General features: G+C 27.8%; 22 protein-coding genes and 2 pseudogenes. 22 read left to right on the top strand and 2 right to left on the bottom strand.

Going from position 1 to position 15,532, the window contains the following annotated elements; all coding sequences use genetic code 11:
• Positions 1-79 precede the first annotated feature (79 nt).
• From HGI79_RS18635 to HGI79_RS18565, 15 genes and pseudogenes are all read left to right on the top strand, one after another.
• Positions 80-226 (top strand): annotated as a pseudogene (locus HGI79_RS18635) (winged helix-turn-helix transcriptional regulator); the annotation flags it as partial.
• A gap of 128 nt (positions 227-354) precedes the next feature.
• Positions 355-582 carry a hypothetical protein gene (locus HGI79_RS18630; RefSeq protein ID WP_185652184.1) on the top strand — a complete coding sequence of 76 codons (228 nt, stop codon included), beginning with the start codon at positions 355-357 and terminating at the stop codon, positions 580-582.
• Positions 583-632: 50 nt separating this feature from the next.
• Positions 633-1,274: a YidC/Oxa1 family membrane protein insertase gene (locus tag HGI79_RS18625; protein ID WP_185652183.1), complete on the top strand. Its 642-nt coding sequence runs from the start codon at positions 633-635 to the stop codon at positions 1,272-1,274.
• A 261-nt stretch (positions 1,275-1,535) separates the two neighbouring features.
• The gene (locus HGI79_RS18620; protein ID WP_185652182.1) at positions 1,536-1,901 is read left to right on the top strand and encodes a MerR family transcriptional regulator; all 366 of its coding nucleotides are present in this window, start codon (positions 1,536-1,538) and stop codon (positions 1,899-1,901) included.
• The gene (locus HGI79_RS18615) at positions 1,894-2,241 is read left to right on the top strand and encodes a carboxymuconolactone decarboxylase family protein (RefSeq protein ID WP_185652181.1); all 348 of its coding nucleotides are present in this window, start codon (positions 1,894-1,896) and stop codon (positions 2,239-2,241) included. Before HGI79_RS18620 ends, HGI79_RS18615 begins: the two co-directional genes overlap by 8 nt.
• A 96-nt stretch (positions 2,242-2,337) precedes the next feature.
• Positions 2,338-2,769, top strand: coding sequence for a MarR family winged helix-turn-helix transcriptional regulator (locus tag HGI79_RS18610; RefSeq protein ID WP_185652180.1), 432 nt, complete (start codon positions 2,338-2,340; stop codon positions 2,767-2,769).
• Between the two features lie 56 nt (positions 2,770-2,825).
• Entirely contained in the window at positions 2,826-3,611 is a 786-nt protein-coding gene (locus HGI79_RS18605; RefSeq protein ID WP_185652179.1) for an amidohydrolase family protein, read from the top strand.
• A 301-nt stretch (positions 3,612-3,912) separates the two neighbouring features.
• A complete protein-coding gene (locus HGI79_RS18600) occupies positions 3,913-4,674 on the top strand; it encodes a GyrI-like domain-containing protein (protein WP_207725847.1) in 762 nt (253 codons plus the stop codon).
• Between the two features lie 253 nt (positions 4,675-4,927).
• On the top strand, positions 4,928-5,881 hold the full coding sequence (locus tag HGI79_RS18595) for a MerR family transcriptional regulator (protein ID WP_185652178.1): 954 nt from the start codon (positions 4,928-4,930) through the stop codon (positions 5,879-5,881).
• A 130-nt stretch (positions 5,882-6,011) separates the two neighbouring features.
• Complete coding sequence (locus HGI79_RS18590; protein ID WP_185652177.1) at positions 6,012-6,269, top strand: hypothetical protein; 258 nt, start codon at positions 6,012-6,014, stop codon at positions 6,267-6,269.
• Positions 6,270-6,404: 135 nt separating this feature from the next.
• Complete coding sequence (locus tag HGI79_RS18585) at positions 6,405-7,121, top strand: MBL fold metallo-hydrolase (protein ID WP_185652176.1); 717 nt, start codon at positions 6,405-6,407, stop codon at positions 7,119-7,121.
• Between the two features lie 543 nt (positions 7,122-7,664).
• A complete protein-coding gene (locus HGI79_RS18580) occupies positions 7,665-8,126 on the top strand; it encodes a tautomerase family protein (RefSeq protein WP_241428265.1) in 462 nt (153 codons plus the stop codon).
• Positions 8,127-8,159: 33 nt separating this feature from the next.
• Positions 8,160-8,849: a hypothetical protein gene (locus HGI79_RS18575; protein ID WP_185652175.1), complete on the top strand. Its 690-nt coding sequence runs from the start codon at positions 8,160-8,162 to the stop codon at positions 8,847-8,849.
• Between the two features lie 77 nt (positions 8,850-8,926).
• Entirely contained in the window at positions 8,927-9,373 is a 447-nt protein-coding gene (locus tag HGI79_RS18570; protein ID WP_185652174.1) for an aminoacyl-tRNA deacylase, read from the top strand.
• 74 nt (positions 9,374-9,447) lie between these two features.
• On the top strand, positions 9,448-9,762 hold the full coding sequence (locus HGI79_RS18565) for a cupin domain-containing protein (protein ID WP_185652173.1): 315 nt from the start codon (positions 9,448-9,450) through the stop codon (positions 9,760-9,762).
• 37 nt (positions 9,763-9,799) lie between these two features.
• Here HGI79_RS18565 and HGI79_RS18560 read toward each other — a convergent pair whose 3' ends face one another.
• Positions 9,800-10,606: an IS200/IS605 family accessory protein TnpB-related protein gene (locus HGI79_RS18560; protein WP_185652172.1), complete on the bottom strand. Its 807-nt coding sequence runs from the start codon at positions 10,604-10,606 to the stop codon at positions 9,800-9,802.
• A 237-nt stretch (positions 10,607-10,843) separates the two neighbouring features.
• On the opposite strand from HGI79_RS18560, the gene HGI79_RS18555 reads away from it, so the two are divergent.
• The 5 genes from HGI79_RS18555 (at position 10,844) to HGI79_RS18535 (ending at position 14,362) form a co-directional block, all read left to right on the top strand.
• On the top strand, positions 10,844-11,458 hold the full coding sequence (locus tag HGI79_RS18555) for a TetR/AcrR family transcriptional regulator (protein WP_185652171.1): 615 nt from the start codon (positions 10,844-10,846) through the stop codon (positions 11,456-11,458).
• A complete protein-coding gene (locus HGI79_RS18550; RefSeq protein ID WP_185652170.1) occupies positions 11,455-12,285 on the top strand; it encodes an amidohydrolase family protein in 831 nt (276 codons plus the stop codon). The genes HGI79_RS18555 and HGI79_RS18550 overlap by 4 nt, the downstream gene beginning before the upstream one ends.
• A gap of 108 nt (positions 12,286-12,393) precedes the next feature.
• Positions 12,394-12,894, top strand: coding sequence for a GNAT family N-acetyltransferase (locus HGI79_RS18545; RefSeq protein WP_185652169.1), 501 nt, complete (start codon positions 12,394-12,396; stop codon positions 12,892-12,894).
• Positions 12,895-12,952: 58 nt separating this feature from the next.
• Positions 12,953-13,390, top strand: coding sequence for a C-GCAxxG-C-C family protein (locus tag HGI79_RS18540; protein ID WP_185652168.1), 438 nt, complete (start codon positions 12,953-12,955; stop codon positions 13,388-13,390).
• Positions 13,391-13,558: 168 nt separating this feature from the next.
• Positions 13,559-14,362, top strand: a complete 804-nt coding sequence (locus HGI79_RS18535; RefSeq protein ID WP_185652167.1) for a M50 family metallopeptidase — start codon at positions 13,559-13,561, stop codon at positions 14,360-14,362.
• 42 nt (positions 14,363-14,404) lie between these two features.
• Here the strand turns inward: HGI79_RS18535 and HGI79_RS18530 are convergent.
• Positions 14,405-14,596 (bottom strand): annotated as a pseudogene (locus HGI79_RS18530) (ModD protein); the annotation flags it as partial.
• Between HGI79_RS18530 and HGI79_RS18525 the strand changes: the two are divergent.
• Together HGI79_RS18525 and HGI79_RS18520 are read left to right on the top strand one after the other, a co-directional pair.
• Positions 14,538-14,708, top strand: a complete 171-nt coding sequence (locus HGI79_RS18525; RefSeq protein ID WP_185652166.1) for a hypothetical protein — start codon at positions 14,538-14,540, stop codon at positions 14,706-14,708. The pseudogene HGI79_RS18530 and the gene HGI79_RS18525 sit on opposite strands and share 59 nt — an antisense overlap.
• Positions 14,709-14,819: 111 nt before the next feature.
• Entirely contained in the window at positions 14,820-15,494 is a 675-nt protein-coding gene (locus HGI79_RS18520) for a DedA family protein (protein WP_185652165.1), read from the top strand.
• Positions 15,495-15,532: the final 38 nt, after the last annotated feature.

Raw genomic sequence — 15,532 nt, 5'->3', positions numbered from 1 at the left:
AGAATAGGTTCAAGGATAGAAGAGATAAGGGCTGAGAGGGAGTGAGGGGAGTGTCAGAACTTTTTTTTCAGGGGACAAGGGTATTAACCCAAAAATGCTTTTGGAGCAGCTGAAGGAACTTATAGAATTTGGAATGGTTGATAAAAAGACATTTGAGAGTTATCCATTGAAAGTAGAATATTTTTTAACAAAGCGTGGTAAAAGTATACTTGAAGCCTTAACAATATGGTTAGTTTATCAATCTTAAATTATAGTCTTATTTTTTATAGAAATATCAATTGTATATTATTCATATTCATAATAGTTGAGCTAATAGGAGTATACAATAGAGATTATAACAAGAGGTAATTCATAATGAAGACAGATGCTTTATTAATAATACAAATTATATTAATATTCATGTGCTTTGTGAGTATTTTTGCCTATGTCAATGCTGTATATAAGAGAACTATAAAGCATTTTAATAATAAATTTTCAAAATATATTTTTATAGAGGCATTAAGATACTTAAAAAAGTTAGATCCTAAAGATTATATAGTTTATGAAAAGTATGAAATATGGCGGTATTGTATACATTTTTAGATAAGATGATGTTTAAAGTAAATCAAAATGTTGATAAGGAGAGATTTTATATGAACATCATTTTAAATATATTAAATACTGCATTAAGTTATCTTTTTAGTATAACAGGAGATTATGGAATAAGTATAATTTTACTTACAGTATTAGTAAGAGTTATTTTGTTGCCAATGTCTTTAAAACAAAAAAATAGTATTCAACAACAACAAGTTTTATCTAAGAAAATAGAAGAATTAAAAATAAAATACAAAGATAATAAAGAAAAATTTGATAGTGAAATACAGAAATACTATCAACAAAGTGCTAAGAGTATGTTTGGATGTCTTGTTACTTTAATACAATTGCCTATAATATCTTCATTATTTATTGTATTTAATAAGATGCCAGTACATGTTGGAACTATTATTGTTCCTTGGATAACAAATTTGAAAATGCCAGACAACTATTTTATTATTCCAATTATTTATACTTTGATTTCATTGAGTCCAAGTTTTATATCGCATATACCATTTTTAAAAATAGTTAAAGAAGTACAGGTACAAAAAATAACTCTTATTTTAACAAGTATTGTTAGCTTATTAATAACATTTAAAGCACCAATAGCTATAGGAATTTACTTAATTACTACAGGTTTATTTTCATTATTTGAAGAAATAATATATAGACTGTATATGAAGAATAAATGTTTAAATTAAAGAGTTTTCTATGATTTTAAGAGACTTATCATAAGAGTGATAAGTCTTTTTATTATGAGAGAAAGCGAATAAAATCACACTCTATGCGTGTGAGAACTAAAAAGACAAGATCTATAAGTAAAATAGGTAAACATGCCCTTATAGGCTGTAGCAAAGTCACCTGTTTTACGAAGGGATTCTTACTACTATTAAATTTATACAAATGTACTTGACTTAGAGTTAACTCTAAGTGATATATTTAATTCAAGAGGTGGATGGAATATGAATATTTCACAAGTATCAGCTAAGTTGCAAGTAAGCTCTCATACACTTAGATACTATGAAAAAGTTGGATTAATAAAAAATATTGAAAGAGATGAAAGTGGAAATAGGGTATATTCAGAACAAGATTTAAAATGGATTGAATTTTTATTAAAACTTAAGAGAATAAAAATGCCAATTGAAAAAATAAAAGTTTATGCAGAATTAAGATACAAAGGTAATGATACAGTTACAGAAAGATGTGAAATGTTAGAAGAGCAAAAGAATAAATTATTAAATCAAGTTAGAGAGCTTAATGAAAGCATTAAGTTTTTAGATAACAAAATAGAAATTTATAATAGTATGAAAGGAGAAAATCATGAATAATGAAAGATTAGAAAGAGGTTTAAGAAAGTTATCAGAAGTAGATGGTAAGGTGGGTGAAGACGTTGTAGCTCCATTAGGAGACTTAGGTAAATACATAGTTGAATTTGCTTTTGGTGATATATATTCAAGAGAAGGACTTAGTCTTAGAGAAAGGGAAATTGCTACAATAGCAATGTTATCAAGTAGAAGTGGAGTAGAACCTCAATTAAAGGTGCATATTAAAGCAGGATTAAATGTAGGGTTAACTCGTGAAGAGATTGAGGAGATAATTATTCAAACAGTACCATACTCAGGATTTCCTACTGCTATTAATGCACTAAATGTTTTAAAAGAAATTTAATTTACACGAGAAAAAAGTATTCCATTACTTGACAAAATATAGAATAAATTTTATTATGAATATAGTTCATATATGAAGTAATTTAGAGGTAAAAATATGTCAAAAGAATTGTTGCGTAATATTTATATGAAAATTCGTCATATTAATGATGCTTCTGTTAACAGCTTTGTTAATGCAACTTCGGGATATGATGCTACAGGAGTTCAGTTTGGCGTTTTAAGAAACATACCACTTGAAGGTAGTATTACCATGTCTGAGTTAACAGATAAAGTAAAATGTGTTGCAAGCAATATGACAACAATAATACGAAGAATGGAAAAACAGGAACTTGTAGTAACCTTTAGAAACTCTGCTGATAAACGACAGACATTAGTTTCCCTAACTCAAAAAGGAATTGATGTTAGAACTACAATGGAAGTTGCGTATCAAAGTTTTTTATTTGATATGTATGGTGTTTTAAGTGATGAAGAGCAAGAAATATTATATAGCTTACTTGCCAAAATAGAAGAAAACCTTAATAAAAAATAAGGTTTTTCTTTTAATAAATTACTTCATATATGAAATAATTTTAAGGAGTGATAAAGATGATAATTGATAGTCATGCACATGTTGTATTACCAGTAGAAAAGCATATTACTTTAATGGATGAAGCTGGAGTTGATAAAACTATATTGTTTTCAACTTCTATACATCCAGAAGTTGCCAATAATTTAGATGAATTTGAAGAAGAATTGAATAAGTTATATGAAATTATTTCTGGTAAAAAAAATTCTATTGAAACTAAAATGGCATCAATTAAGGAGCAGCATAAAATAATTGAAAAATATCCATCAAGATTTTACGGGTTTGGGAACGTACCAGTAGGCTTAGATTATGAAAAAACTGCTTCATGGATAGAAGAATATGTAATTAAAAATAACTTTATCGGTCTTGGAGAATTTACAGTAGCTTCAGGTCAAATAGGAATTTTAGATACTGTATTTCAAGCATCACAGGATTTTTCTAATTTGCCTATTTGGATTCATGCATTTTGGCCCTTAAATTTAGATGATATAAAAGAAATATTCAATTTATCAAAAAAATATCCTGATGTTCCTATAATAATAGGACATTTGGGAGGAGTTAACTGGCTTGATGTAGTTAAGATGGCAAAAGAAAGTAAGAATATTTATATAGATCTATCAGCTTTTTATGCTGTTGTTGCCTTAAGTATGACAATAAAGGAATTACCTGAAAAGTGTTTATTTAGTTCAGACCTTCCCTATGGAGATTTAGTAGTTTCTAAGTTTTCTATAGAACGTGTTTGTAAAGATGCAATGGTTAAAGAGCAGGTGCTTGGTGGTAATATAGCAAAACTCTTAAAGTTATGATAACAGAATATAAACAATAAATTGGTTTTAGATAGTCATAAATAAGGATTATACTTGAAATTAGATACTGTTTAATAAAGCATGAAGTAATACAGTAAAAGATAACTATATTATTCATGCTTTTTATTTTTTCATTTGTAAAGAGCAGATTATTAAGATTATAAGTGTATATAAGAGTGACCTAGGCACATTAAGATGAAATAAGTGTGGATTATAAAGAATATTTTGTATTTTAATTGTAAAGTAATTGATATAATATAATTAAAATAAAGTAGTTTTGTAGAATAAATATTTTCTAAAATTGGAAGAAATCAAAGCCATCATGAATAAACAATATGTTGATTTGTTGAAAAAATTCTTGAAAAACAAAATAAGTGAAATTGACAAGGAAGTTCAAAATAATTTGAAACTTAAGAATTTTAATGTGAGGAGTTGTTTAAGTTTGGGTAAAATAGATTTCAAAAAAGAATTTAAGGAATTATATAATCCATCTTCAAAAAAGGTTCAAATCATAAATGTACCTAAACTAAATTATTTAGTGATTGATGGTTCAGGAAACCCAAATACTTCACAGGAGTATAGGGATGCAATAGAAGCACTGTTCAGTGTTTCTTATGCAGTTAAGTTTATGATTAAAAAAGGGATTAATGGTTTAGATTATGGAGTTTTACCACTTGAGGGATTATGGTGGACTGATAACATAGAGGACTTTTCTATGGAAAATAAAGAGGTGTGGAATTGGACAGCATTAATCATGCAACCTGAATTTGTAGAAAAGGATTTAATTGATAAAGCATTAACAGAAGTTGAGAAAAAGAAGAAGTTATCTTCAATTTCCAAAATTAGATTTAAATGTATTAATGAAGGGTTAGTAGCACAAATAATGCACATAGGCCCTTATAGTGAAGAAAAGCCTACAATTGAGAGGCTTCATAACTATATTGAAGAAAATAATTATTCTAAAGTTGGAAAACATCATGAAATTTATATAAGTGACCCAAGAAAGGCTTCACCTGAAAAATTAAAAACTATTATAAGGCAACCCATAGTTAAAAAATTGTAAGTTAATAATTAACTCATTACTATATAGTATTTATTTAAAAGTATTAGCTATGGAAATGAACCACAGCACTTCTGCAAGTGTTATAATATGTTTTTTGGATAAAGTGATAAGTTATAAGTAAAAATTATGTTTTAATTAAAAAAATATAAATGTTTTTTAGATTGAAATAAATATTCTTGACCTACACCTTACGGATACCATTATAATTAAGTTAATTTGGAAATGCTTTTAATTTATGGTGAGGTGTTTATATATGAATATTAAGGTTGCATCAGAAAAAACTGGTTTAACCAAAAGGGCAATTAAATATTATGAAGATGAAGGATTAATTCATCCGTTAAAAAATTGTGATAATAATTATAGAGAGTATTCAGAGAGAGATATTGTAAAGCTTAATTTAATTGGAGCTTTAAGAGCTGTAGATATTCCCATGTTTGAAATTAAAAATGTAATTGAAGGAAAAAAGAGTATACCAGATGTGATGAAAGATACTTTACAGCGAATAAATGAAAGTATGGATAAGCTTGAAAAAAGTAAGCTGGTTATTACAAATATAATAGAAAAGAATTTGGATGATTATGATACTGCTGGGGAATGCATCAAGAAATTAAGAGAAACATTAGAGTTATCTATGGATGAAAAAAAGGAACTTATTTCAACCATCTTACTCAGAAAATTCCCAGGTAAATTTGGAGAAGTATTTGTTGCCATGTATGAACCTTTCTTAAAGATTACCATTGATACTGAGGAGAAGAAAAGTGCTTGGCTAAAGCTTGTTGAATTATTAGATGGTATGGATGAAATAGATGAAAATAGTTATTTTGTAAAGTGGTATGATAAAGCGGAAATTGGCGATATGAAAAACTATAAGGAATCAACCAGTAATACAATTGAAAAGATTCTATCAAAGGATGTTTCTAAAGAAGATATTGAGAAAAATAGTATGCATTTTATTAAATCTTTAAAAGAAAGTGAATCAAGAGATAGATTTAATGAAATGTTAACTTTAGTAAAAGAGCAGATTAATGTCATCGGACCAATCCAAAAACAATTTGGTGAATATTTATCAATATTAAATGAGGATTATAAAAGGTATATGGAGAATTTTAAGAGAATGGCAATGGAGATGAATAAAGAGGTGATTAATCAAAGTGGTTTAGGCATTGAAGAGCTTATGAAAAAGTCTAATATAACTGCAAAAGATTAATATATGAGAACAAGACTTTCATCAAGATTTTATGTAGTAATGATATTTAAATTTAGGATATATTGTAATAAAATAGTTATATAGTAATAATAAAGATAGAATTATATTATTATTATATAAGTAGAAGATATTGAATAATCAATATGATAATAGTAAAAAAGCATTAATTGTAATAGATATACAAGAGGATGCTACTGGAAAAACAGCAAGAAAACCACTACCATATAAAAATTCAAATGAACTTATTAATAACGTAAATTCAATTATTGAGAGTAGTGCGGAAAAGGAATTTACTGTTGTATACATAAAACATGAGATAAATAATAATTTTTTAATAGAATTATATCAGGCAACAGATTTATTAAAGGTACTCCTGGAAGTGAGATAGATTCAAGGATAAATATGTAAAGCAAGGGGTATTATTAACTTCAATTAGAGAATTTCAACAGCTTAGTTAGCATTTTGTTTAATAAGTAATACATTAATGGTTATAGAAAAAATAATTAGTATAGAGGATAATATTATGAGATGTTGGACTACAAAAAGTGGACAAAAGGTATATGAAATTTTAAATGGAAGATGTAATTCTTTTTTGATTTCTAATGGAGACAAGTATTTATTAATTGATACTGGAAGAAAAAATAAATGGAAACAATTAAAAAATGAATTAGATAAGATTGGGGTAAATGAAAGCTCTCTGAAAGCCTTGATATTAACGCATACTCATTTTGACCATGCTGAAAGCTCATATAGTATAAAAGAAAATTATAAAACTAAATTGATTGTTCATAAGAGTGAAGGAGACCTTGTGAAATATGGAAATAATCCAGTAATAAGAGGAACAAATCCCATAACTGGCTTTATTACAGGAATGTTAGGAGAAAAGCTGAGAGAATTTTATAAATACAAACCAGCAGGTTATGATATTGCTGTTGATGATAACTTTAATTTGGTAGAGTTAGGCTTTAACGCATATATTATTCATACACCTGGTCATTCAAGTGGTTCAATAAGTGTAATTATAGATAATGAAATAGCCATAGTTGGTGATGCAATGTTTGGAGTTTTTAAAGGTTCAGTTTTTCCACCATATGCAGAAGACACAGCAGCTATGGTAAGTAGCTGGAAAAAGTTATTAGATACAGGATGCTCATTATTTATACCTGCACATGGCACAGAAAATAATAAGGAACTTTTACAAAAAGAATATATAAAGTATAAAGATAAATATAACTTATAATTAATATCATAAGCCTTTAAAATTTAAAATGTATTTTTAAAATATATAGTGAGTTTGTTTACAAAGAAGTATAAAGCGTTAATCCTATGTAATCAGGACAAAAGATTGAAATTGACTAATATATATTGACTTTTTACCTAAATAGGTATATGATGTAAAAAATAAGAGTAAAAGTCAATGAAGAGAAAGAGTAAATATAGGAATTTAGTTAAAGCGAATTTGGGATAGTGAAAGCCAGGTACTGTAGCTTATATTGAATGGGTCTCTGAGATGTGATGCGAAATAGTAGTAGCAATAGACGGATAGTCCACCGTTAAAAGGACAGGGTATCGAGTAATATCTGTACCTGAAAGAGCTGGTTTTATATTAAGGTGGTATAGCAGAATATTCATTTTGCCCTTATTTGGGTGAAGTGTTTTTTATTTTATAGAACTTTTTTAACTGCTATTTTTCTATTTTAGTATAAGAAATAAATATGGGTGGCATAACAGTCACTTTGTCCCATATAGGGATGAAGTGGCTTTTTTGTTTATAAAATTATTTATGAGAAAGGGTGATATTCATGTTAAACTTATGGCTTTTAAAATAATAATCATTATTTATAATAAAAAGATTTGGGGAGGAATAAGAGTGGCTCAAATTAAGGTTTATGGTATAAACGACAATTTAAATATTATTAAGGGAAAGTTATCAGATATTATTCATTCTTGTGTGGCAGAGGCTTTTCAATTTCCTGAGAATAAAAGGTTTCATAGGTTTTTTCCTTTAGATAAAGACAATTTTTATTTTTTAAAGGAAAGAACTGAGCACTATACAATAATTGAGATCAGTATATTTGAAGGCAGAAGTATTGATGCGAAGAAGAAACTAATAAGACTTTTATTTGAAAGAATCCAAAAGGAACTAAATATTTCACCTAATGATATTGAGATAACAATTTTTGAAACTCCTAAACATAATTGGGGAATAAGAGGATTGCCAGGAGATGAATTAAATTTAAATTAAAATGTTAAAGTATAATTGTGAGGAGTGGATAGTATGAAAAGGAAATTAGATTTAAAGGATATTGTTCTAATAGGAAGAACTTTCGATGAATATTATAAGATGTTTAATATTAGTAGTATTAATAAAAATGAAAAGATATTGGATGTAGCTTCAGGCGTTAGTTCATTTTGTGCAGAAGCCAAAGCTTTGGGGTATGATGTCACTGCTTCTGATAGAATTTATTGTTTTTCAGCTGAGGAAATAGAAGAAAAGTGTGCAAAAGATTTAGAAACAACAATGGAGAAATTGGCAGAAGTTGAGGATTTATATAAGTGGGAGTTTTTTAAAGACATTGAACATTTAAAAAGGCAACGTAGAAAAGCATATAAGGGATTTATTGAGGATTTTAAACAAAATTCAGCAGTACGGTATATTAACACTGAATATCCTAAAAATAATTTTAAAGATAAGCAGTTTAATATAGCTCTTGTATCACATTTCCTATTTATGTATGACGAATATTTGGATTATGAGTTTCACAAAAGAGTTATTAAAGAGTTAACCAGAATAACATCAAAAGAAATAAGAGTGTTTCCAATGGTCAATTTAAAAGGTGAAAAATCTCTGTTCGTTGACAAGTTAATGGAAGATGAATGTTTTTCGAACTATAAAATTGGAATAGTAAAAGTAGATTATGAATTTGTGAATGGTGGGAACGAAATGTTGGTAATTAAAGTTGAATAGTTAATAAGGTGTTGTAGGTAAATGTAATTTGTATATTTGATAAATTTATTAGTACGTTTTAAGGAGGGGATTTTACAATGGAAAATATAAAAAATCTTTTAGCGGAAAATAAAATTGAATTTAAATTTATTCACCATGAGAAGTTAATTCATACTGCTCAAGAAGGTGCTGATTACTTTAAAATTCCCATTGAGCAAACATCTCCAGCACTTATTATATATACCAATACTGGATTTTACGCACTAATTGTTTCTGGAAGTAAAGGAAAAGTTGATTTTAAGAAGATAAAAAAACTTATGAAATGTACTAATGTAAGATTGGCAACAAAAAGTGAGGTTCAGCATGTTATAGGCTTTTCAGTTGGCACTGTTCCTTTATTTGGACTTCCTTTGCCTTATATAATTGATAAACAACTTTTAGAAAACTCCTTTATTTATGGAGGAACTGGAGAAGATCATTATACATTAAAAGTTAATCCTAATGCTCTTTTAAAATTAAATAAAGTTGTTGGAATTCTGGAGTAAAATTAAGAGGCAAGTTAAGATTTTACAATAATAGTCTTGTTAAAATATAATATTATGGAAAGGATGGGAAAGTAATGAGTGAATTTATTACACCTCCGAATCATTTTGATTTTAAAGCTAAAAAAATAAACTCAGAAATTAAAGGAATCATATCTGATTGTTCTATTGCATATATTGAACCGCAAGGAGGTGGACCTGAGCCAAGTCATACTCATTTACATGATCACTTTTTTATAGTAGTTGAAGGCACAGCAACAATAAAAATAAGGGAAGAAAAAGTTAATTTAAGTATGGATGAATCTATAATTGTGCATGGTTCAACAGTTCACTCTGTATGGAATGAGACAGATAAACCTTTAAAAATGATAGGTATAACAATTCAACCGTGAACTCTCCCCCACTTTAGAAGTGGGGGCTTCATAAGACTTAAAAATTTATGCAATCTTTATTCTTATAGGCGTATCCACTTTTAGTTTTATACAATCCTCTTTTAATTCTTTTACCACTAAAAGTTGCTTGTATTGGGTTATCTGCATTATATTTAGGTATATTATCATTGTCAAAAAAGCTTGCTTTTGAAGTATAACTTTCTTCTTGTTTTACAAAGTTAATACCGTATAATTTACAAAGATATTCTAATTTTTCTTTTATATTGCCAACTGGTATGTTAACAAAGTTTTGATTATTAACTTTACCTAAATTACTATCTCTTTGAAGGGTTTCATTGTATCCAATTACTAAATTACCAATATTATTATCTAAACAGTAATTAATAATATATCTGCAAGTTTTATTAATATAATCATTTACCCTATTATTTCTATTGTTTCTTAATATAGATTGTTTTTTGGTAATTCCCTTAATCCTTACAAAGCCTATTACTAACGTTGCAAAACCATCTTTTTTAAGATATTTAGGTAACTTAATATCTCTAAAATTATATTTACCTTTTTTAGCAAGTTTAATTAATCCAAAGAATGATTTAAATACTCCATCTACTTCTTTAAGAACCTGTTGAGCCATATTGCTATTCAATAACTTATAGTTTTCATTATTCTTGTAAATGGCATAATTTTTTTCATAGTTAAGGTATTCTTTTTGTTCAAAATAATATTGTCTTACATTATATAGTCCATAATTATATAGATTTTTAGCGACATGAGATAATTCCCTAAGATTTTCATAGTCTTCTTTAGATATTTTCTTTAACTGCTGTTTTATACACAGATACATCTTTTTCACCTCGCTTTCTATTTATATTATTCTATACTTTACTAAAAAATATATCATTCAGTAAAATATAAAGCAAATTGATATACCAACAGGATTACATTCCCAATCTATAGAGGACGGAGGTGTTACACCTTATTAAATAAATTCTTGACTAATGTATTTGAACGGAATAAAATATATATGAATATATTAATTATTTATTCATATATGTAAATAAGAAAAAGGAGTGAAATGTATTTGCCAAGGGGTTTCAATGATAAAGAAAAACAAATAATAAAAACTGCGCTAATGGAAAAAGGGAAAAGTCTTTTTAGTACCTTTGGACTTAAAAAAACCAGTATCGAAGATTTAACAAAAGCAGTAGGTATTGCTCAAGGTTCATTCTATAACTTTTTTACATCAAAGGAAGAACTCTATTTTGAGATACTGGAAAATGAAGAGAATTTAATAAAATCGACTCTACTAAAAGAAACTACTTTACTAAAAGGCTCTCCTAAAGAAGTAATAAAAGGTTTTCTCACTTATGCTTTTGAGCTAATTGATAATAATGTATTTATTAAGCAACTATATATTGAGAACGAAATGGAAATACTTGTTAGAAAGCTTCCAAATGAAAAATTCGTTGAGCATAAAGGAAGAGATTCTGCAATACTTTTACAGTTAATAAGAGATTGGCAGAATGATGGAATCATAATTGATAAACAACCTGAAGTTATTGTTGGATTGATACGTTCAATATTCATGATATCATTACATAAAAATCAAATTGGTGAACAAGTTTATGATAACTCGATTAAATTTTTAATTGAGCTATTGGCTGAAGGGCTCACAAATAGGAGAGCTAATGTATGATAATTGATGGACATGCACATGCCACTGGAGATTTTTTAAAAGCTAATAATATTATAAAAATATTAGATGAAAATAATGTGGATTATGTAGTATTAGCTGGTTCCTTACAGATTAGTTGTGAAAAGAATCAGGATTTATCTTACTTTTCTAAGTTTATAGAAAAATATCCTTTGAAATTTATTTACATTCTCAATAATATTATAAAACTAGTTAATTTCTTAAATAAATCATCAACAAAAATAGATTTAGGAAATGAATATGCCTATAATTTAGTTAAACAGCATACTGATAGAATGATTCAGTTTTATTGGGTTAACCCTTGTGAAAAGGACATTATTAATAAGATAGATGTAAACTATAAAAAATATAAGTTTAAAGGGATAAAATTACATCAGTGCATTACAAAATTTGACCTAAGAGAAGGATATATGCATGAAATTTCAGAATGGGCTGGACAAAAGGGAATGCCAATATTTATTCATCTTTGCACAAAAAAAGATGCTTTTGATATGGTTGAATTGATTAGGAAACATAAAAACACAAAATTTATTATAGCCCATCTGATTGGTTTAGAAGTTTTTATAGATGCAAAAATAGATGCTTCAAACGTATTCTTTGATATATCATGTCCACAAATAGTAACTAAAAATAAAATTGTATTAGCCATAGAGAAATTTGGTGCTGAAAGGATAATAATGGGTTCTGACACTCCCTACGGTAGAGATAATTTGAGAAATGCCATATACCGTATACAAGAATTAGAGTTATCAGATTTACAAAAGGAGTTAATTTTAGGCAAAAATATTCAACAGTTACTAAAAATATAATAGTAATAATAGACGATTGCATAATAGTAGTACAAAATCTAAAAACTTATAAAGATTTTTTATAAAAAGTAATGAAATTCAATTTTAATAATTAATTGGGGGCGAAAAATGGATTATAAAATTGATGAAATGACACAGTCTGATTGGGAACAGGTAGCAAATATTTATCTGGAGGGTATCAACACAGGTAAAGCAACATTTCAACCAGAAGTACCTACTTGGGAGAATTGGAATAATAGCCATATTAATTCATGTAGATTAGTGGCACGTTCAGGTAACAAGGTGTTTGGGTGGGCAGCTTTAAGTCCAACTTCCAGTCGGTGTGTTTATGCAGGTGTAGCAGAAGTTAGTATATATATAGGCGAAAAATATTCAGGACAAGGAATTGGAACAGCTCTTATAACAAATTTAATTAAACTATCTGAAGAAAGTGGATTTTGGACTTTACAATCTGGAATTATAAAAGAAAATACTTCAAGTATAGCATTACATAAAAAGTGTGGTTTTAGAGAAATAGGTTTTAGAGAGAAAATTAGTAAAATGAAGGACGGTACATGGCGTGATGTGGTGTTAATGGAGAAAAGAAGTCAGGTGGTTGGGGTAACTTAACTTTTAATATTAATAAATTTAAAATACATTATCATAATGATTAAGGGGAGAATTTATTATGTCTAAATCAGAAGATGCCATAGTTCAGTTTAACAAAGGAGGGGTTAACTGTACTCAATGTGTACTTTTATCTTTTAGTGATGAGTTAGGGTTAGATAAAAAATTAGCGTTAAAAATTGCCTATGGTTTTGGTGGTGGAATGTGTCAGGGGGAAGTTTGTGGTGCTGTAACTGGTGCAATAATGGTACTAAATCTTAAATATGGACAAGATGAAATAGATGATAAAGAATCAAAGGAAAAAATATATGAGGCGGTAAGGGTGTTTAGTGAAAAATTTAAAAATATTAATGGTTCAATAATATGTAGGGACTTACTTAGATATGATTTAAATCAAGAAGGTGCAAGGAAATATGCAAGAGAAAATGGTTTATTTAAAGAAGTATGCCCAAAAGCAATTAAAGACGCTATTGAAATTTTAGAGGATATTTTGCATTAACTTTTATTTTAGTTAACAATCAATACATAAAATATGTTAAAATAAATAACGAACTTTATATTATTTTAACTGAAATCACAACATAACTATATAAAATTTTATAGTATATCTTTTTTCAAGTTAAAGTATATAGTATGTGTTCTGATTATTGAAAGGTGACAACACGTTATGAGATTTTTAGTACAATTGTTAACTAAAACTTTTATAGAAACATTGTATCTAACAGGTATGATCATATTAAGTGGACTGCTTCTTGGTATATTAAGAAACCACTCAATAAAAAATTTCCAAAGGAGTTTTGGCAGTAAAGCAGTAATGATAACAGGGTTTATCGGCGTCCCAATACATGAATTGAGTCACGCTATGTTTGCTTTATTATTTGGACATAAGGTTACTGAGATAAAATTACTTCAAAAACCGGATGAGAAGGGTGTAATGGGATACGTACAACACAGCTATAACCAACGCAGCATTTATCAGCAGATAGGAAATTTTTTTATAGGTGTAGCGCCTATATTCGGAGGAGTTATCTCTATAATTGTGTTAATGCGTTTTACAATCCCACAAGCTTATAATAAGTTTATTTATATTTTAATAAAAAATCTTCATGTAACAGCCATAAATAAAGCTGCAATTGAGGGAATTCTGAGTTCATATGTGGGATTAGTAAAAACCATTTTTTCATTGAGAAACTTTCAAAATCCATACTTCTTTATATTCGTATTGGTGGCAATATGTATATCTTCTCATATATCATTAAGTTCTGCGGATATAAAGGGAGCTTCCAGAGGGCTGGGTATTATATTCCTAATATTACTAATACTCAATGCACTTGATTTATCAAAGTATATATCAACTCTTAACATAATAAAATACAATATTTTGATAACAGGCTTCTTAATTGTATCTATAATATTTTCTGCAATAACCTTCTTAATAAGTTTAGTTTTGGTTATGATAAGATGTAGATGAAAATAGAGTTTTTGTATAAATATTTAAATTTGTTATCCATAATATTATTTTAGTTAACCCATCAATACCACCCAAAAAGCTTAAATGTTGTTCAAAAATTAATATAGTTTCTGATAGTCCTAATCTATGAGGAAAGCTACCACCTGATACAACTGCTTTTATAGCTAATTCTTTTGTGCCAGGGATATTTTTTCTTGCGGTAATGACAGAAATATTTGGATTTATATTGGTTACATTTATTGATAGTACAGGGCTTAGGGTATTAGTAGGAATTTATGTATATCTAAATATGGGTGGCAACACGGTTACTTCATCTCATTTGAAGGATGAAGTGACTTTTTTATAAAAATATGATAAAGTTAAATTATATTGCAACTTAGTAAGTTTTTAGCGTGTAATTCTATGTTGCAATGTAATGATTAAATAATATATTTTTAATAACGAAGGGAGAAAAAATATGAATATTATAGGAAATTTTATTAACTTAGTAATGCATATTGATAATTATCTAAATTTAATAGTACAGCAATATGGAATATTAACATATGGTATCCTTTTTTCAATTATATTCTTTGAAACTGGATTAGTTATTACTCCATTTTTACCAGGGGATTCAATGTTGTTTGCCACAGGGGCATTAGCTTCTATAGGTTCACTTAATATATTTACATTGTTTATTGTACTTCTTCTTGCAGCGATACTTGGAGATACAGCTAATTACCATATAGGAAAAAAGATTGGAAGTAAGATTTTAGAAAAAGAGAATGTAAAGTTTATAAATAAGGAACACTTAAAAAAAGCTCAAGATTTCTACGAGAAGCACGGTTCAATAACTATAGTTTTAGGAAGATTTATGCCTATTATTAGAACCTTTGTACCATTTGTAGCTGGAATTGGAGAAATGCATTATTCAAAGTTTATAACTTACAATATTTTAGGCGGATTCTTGTGGGTTTCATTATGCTTAGGTGGAGGTTACTTCTTCGGAAACTTACCTTTCGTAAAAAATAATTTTTCTCATGTAATAATTGGTATTATAATAATATCACTTATACCAGGGATTGTTACACTTGTTAGAGAAAAGAGAAAGGGCGGCAGCAATGAAGCTGATGTTCCTGATACAGAAATTTAATAATTATGTATTGTTTATTATTAAGAGTTATATGAAAA

Source organism: Clostridium sp. DJ247, from assembly GCF_014231265.1.
Note: the sequence above shows the minus strand (reverse complement) of the source record. Positions and strands in the feature narration are given on the sequence as shown.

Bases quoted from the DNA above. Each gene is read 5' to 3' on its own strand.
- HGI79_RS18630 (WP_185652184.1), top strand. From the start codon at position 355: ATGAAGACAGATGCTTTATTAATAATACAAATTATATTAATATTCATG.
- HGI79_RS18625 (WP_185652183.1), top strand. From the start codon at position 633: ATGAACATCATTTTAAATATATTAAATACTGCATTAAGTTATCTTTTT.
- HGI79_RS18620 (WP_185652182.1), top strand. From the start codon at position 1,536: ATGAATATTTCACAAGTATCAGCTAAGTTGCAAGTAAGCTCTCATACA.
- HGI79_RS18615 (WP_185652181.1), top strand. From the start codon at position 1,894: ATGAATAATGAAAGATTAGAAAGAGGTTTAAGAAAGTTATCAGAAGTA.
- HGI79_RS18610 (WP_185652180.1), top strand. From the start codon at position 2,338: ATGTCAAAAGAATTGTTGCGTAATATTTATATGAAAATTCGTCATATT.
- HGI79_RS18605 (WP_185652179.1), top strand. From the start codon at position 2,826: ATGATAATTGATAGTCATGCACATGTTGTATTACCAGTAGAAAAGCAT.
- HGI79_RS18595 (WP_185652178.1), top strand. From the start codon at position 4,928: ATGAATATTAAGGTTGCATCAGAAAAAACTGGTTTAACCAAAAGGGCA.
- HGI79_RS18585 (WP_185652176.1), top strand. From the start codon at position 6,405: ATGAGATGTTGGACTACAAAAAGTGGACAAAAGGTATATGAAATTTTA.
- HGI79_RS18580 (WP_241428265.1), top strand. From the start codon at position 7,665: ATGAGAAAGGGTGATATTCATGTTAAACTTATGGCTTTTAAAATAATA.
- HGI79_RS18575 (WP_185652175.1), top strand. From the start codon at position 8,160: ATGAAAAGGAAATTAGATTTAAAGGATATTGTTCTAATAGGAAGAACT.
- HGI79_RS18570 (WP_185652174.1), top strand. From the start codon at position 8,927: ATGGAAAATATAAAAAATCTTTTAGCGGAAAATAAAATTGAATTTAAA.
- HGI79_RS18565 (WP_185652173.1), top strand. From the start codon at position 9,448: ATGAGTGAATTTATTACACCTCCGAATCATTTTGATTTTAAAGCTAAA.
- HGI79_RS18560 (WP_185652172.1), bottom strand. From the start codon at position 10,606: ATGTATCTGTGTATAAAACAGCAGTTAAAGAAAATATCTAAAGAAGAC.
- HGI79_RS18550 (WP_185652170.1), top strand. From the start codon at position 11,455: ATGATAATTGATGGACATGCACATGCCACTGGAGATTTTTTAAAAGCT.
- HGI79_RS18545 (WP_185652169.1), top strand. From the start codon at position 12,394: ATGGATTATAAAATTGATGAAATGACACAGTCTGATTGGGAACAGGTA.
- HGI79_RS18540 (WP_185652168.1), top strand. From the start codon at position 12,953: ATGTCTAAATCAGAAGATGCCATAGTTCAGTTTAACAAAGGAGGGGTT.
- HGI79_RS18535 (WP_185652167.1), top strand. From the start codon at position 13,559: ATGAGATTTTTAGTACAATTGTTAACTAAAACTTTTATAGAAACATTG.
- HGI79_RS18520 (WP_185652165.1), top strand. From the start codon at position 14,820: ATGAATATTATAGGAAATTTTATTAACTTAGTAATGCATATTGATAAT.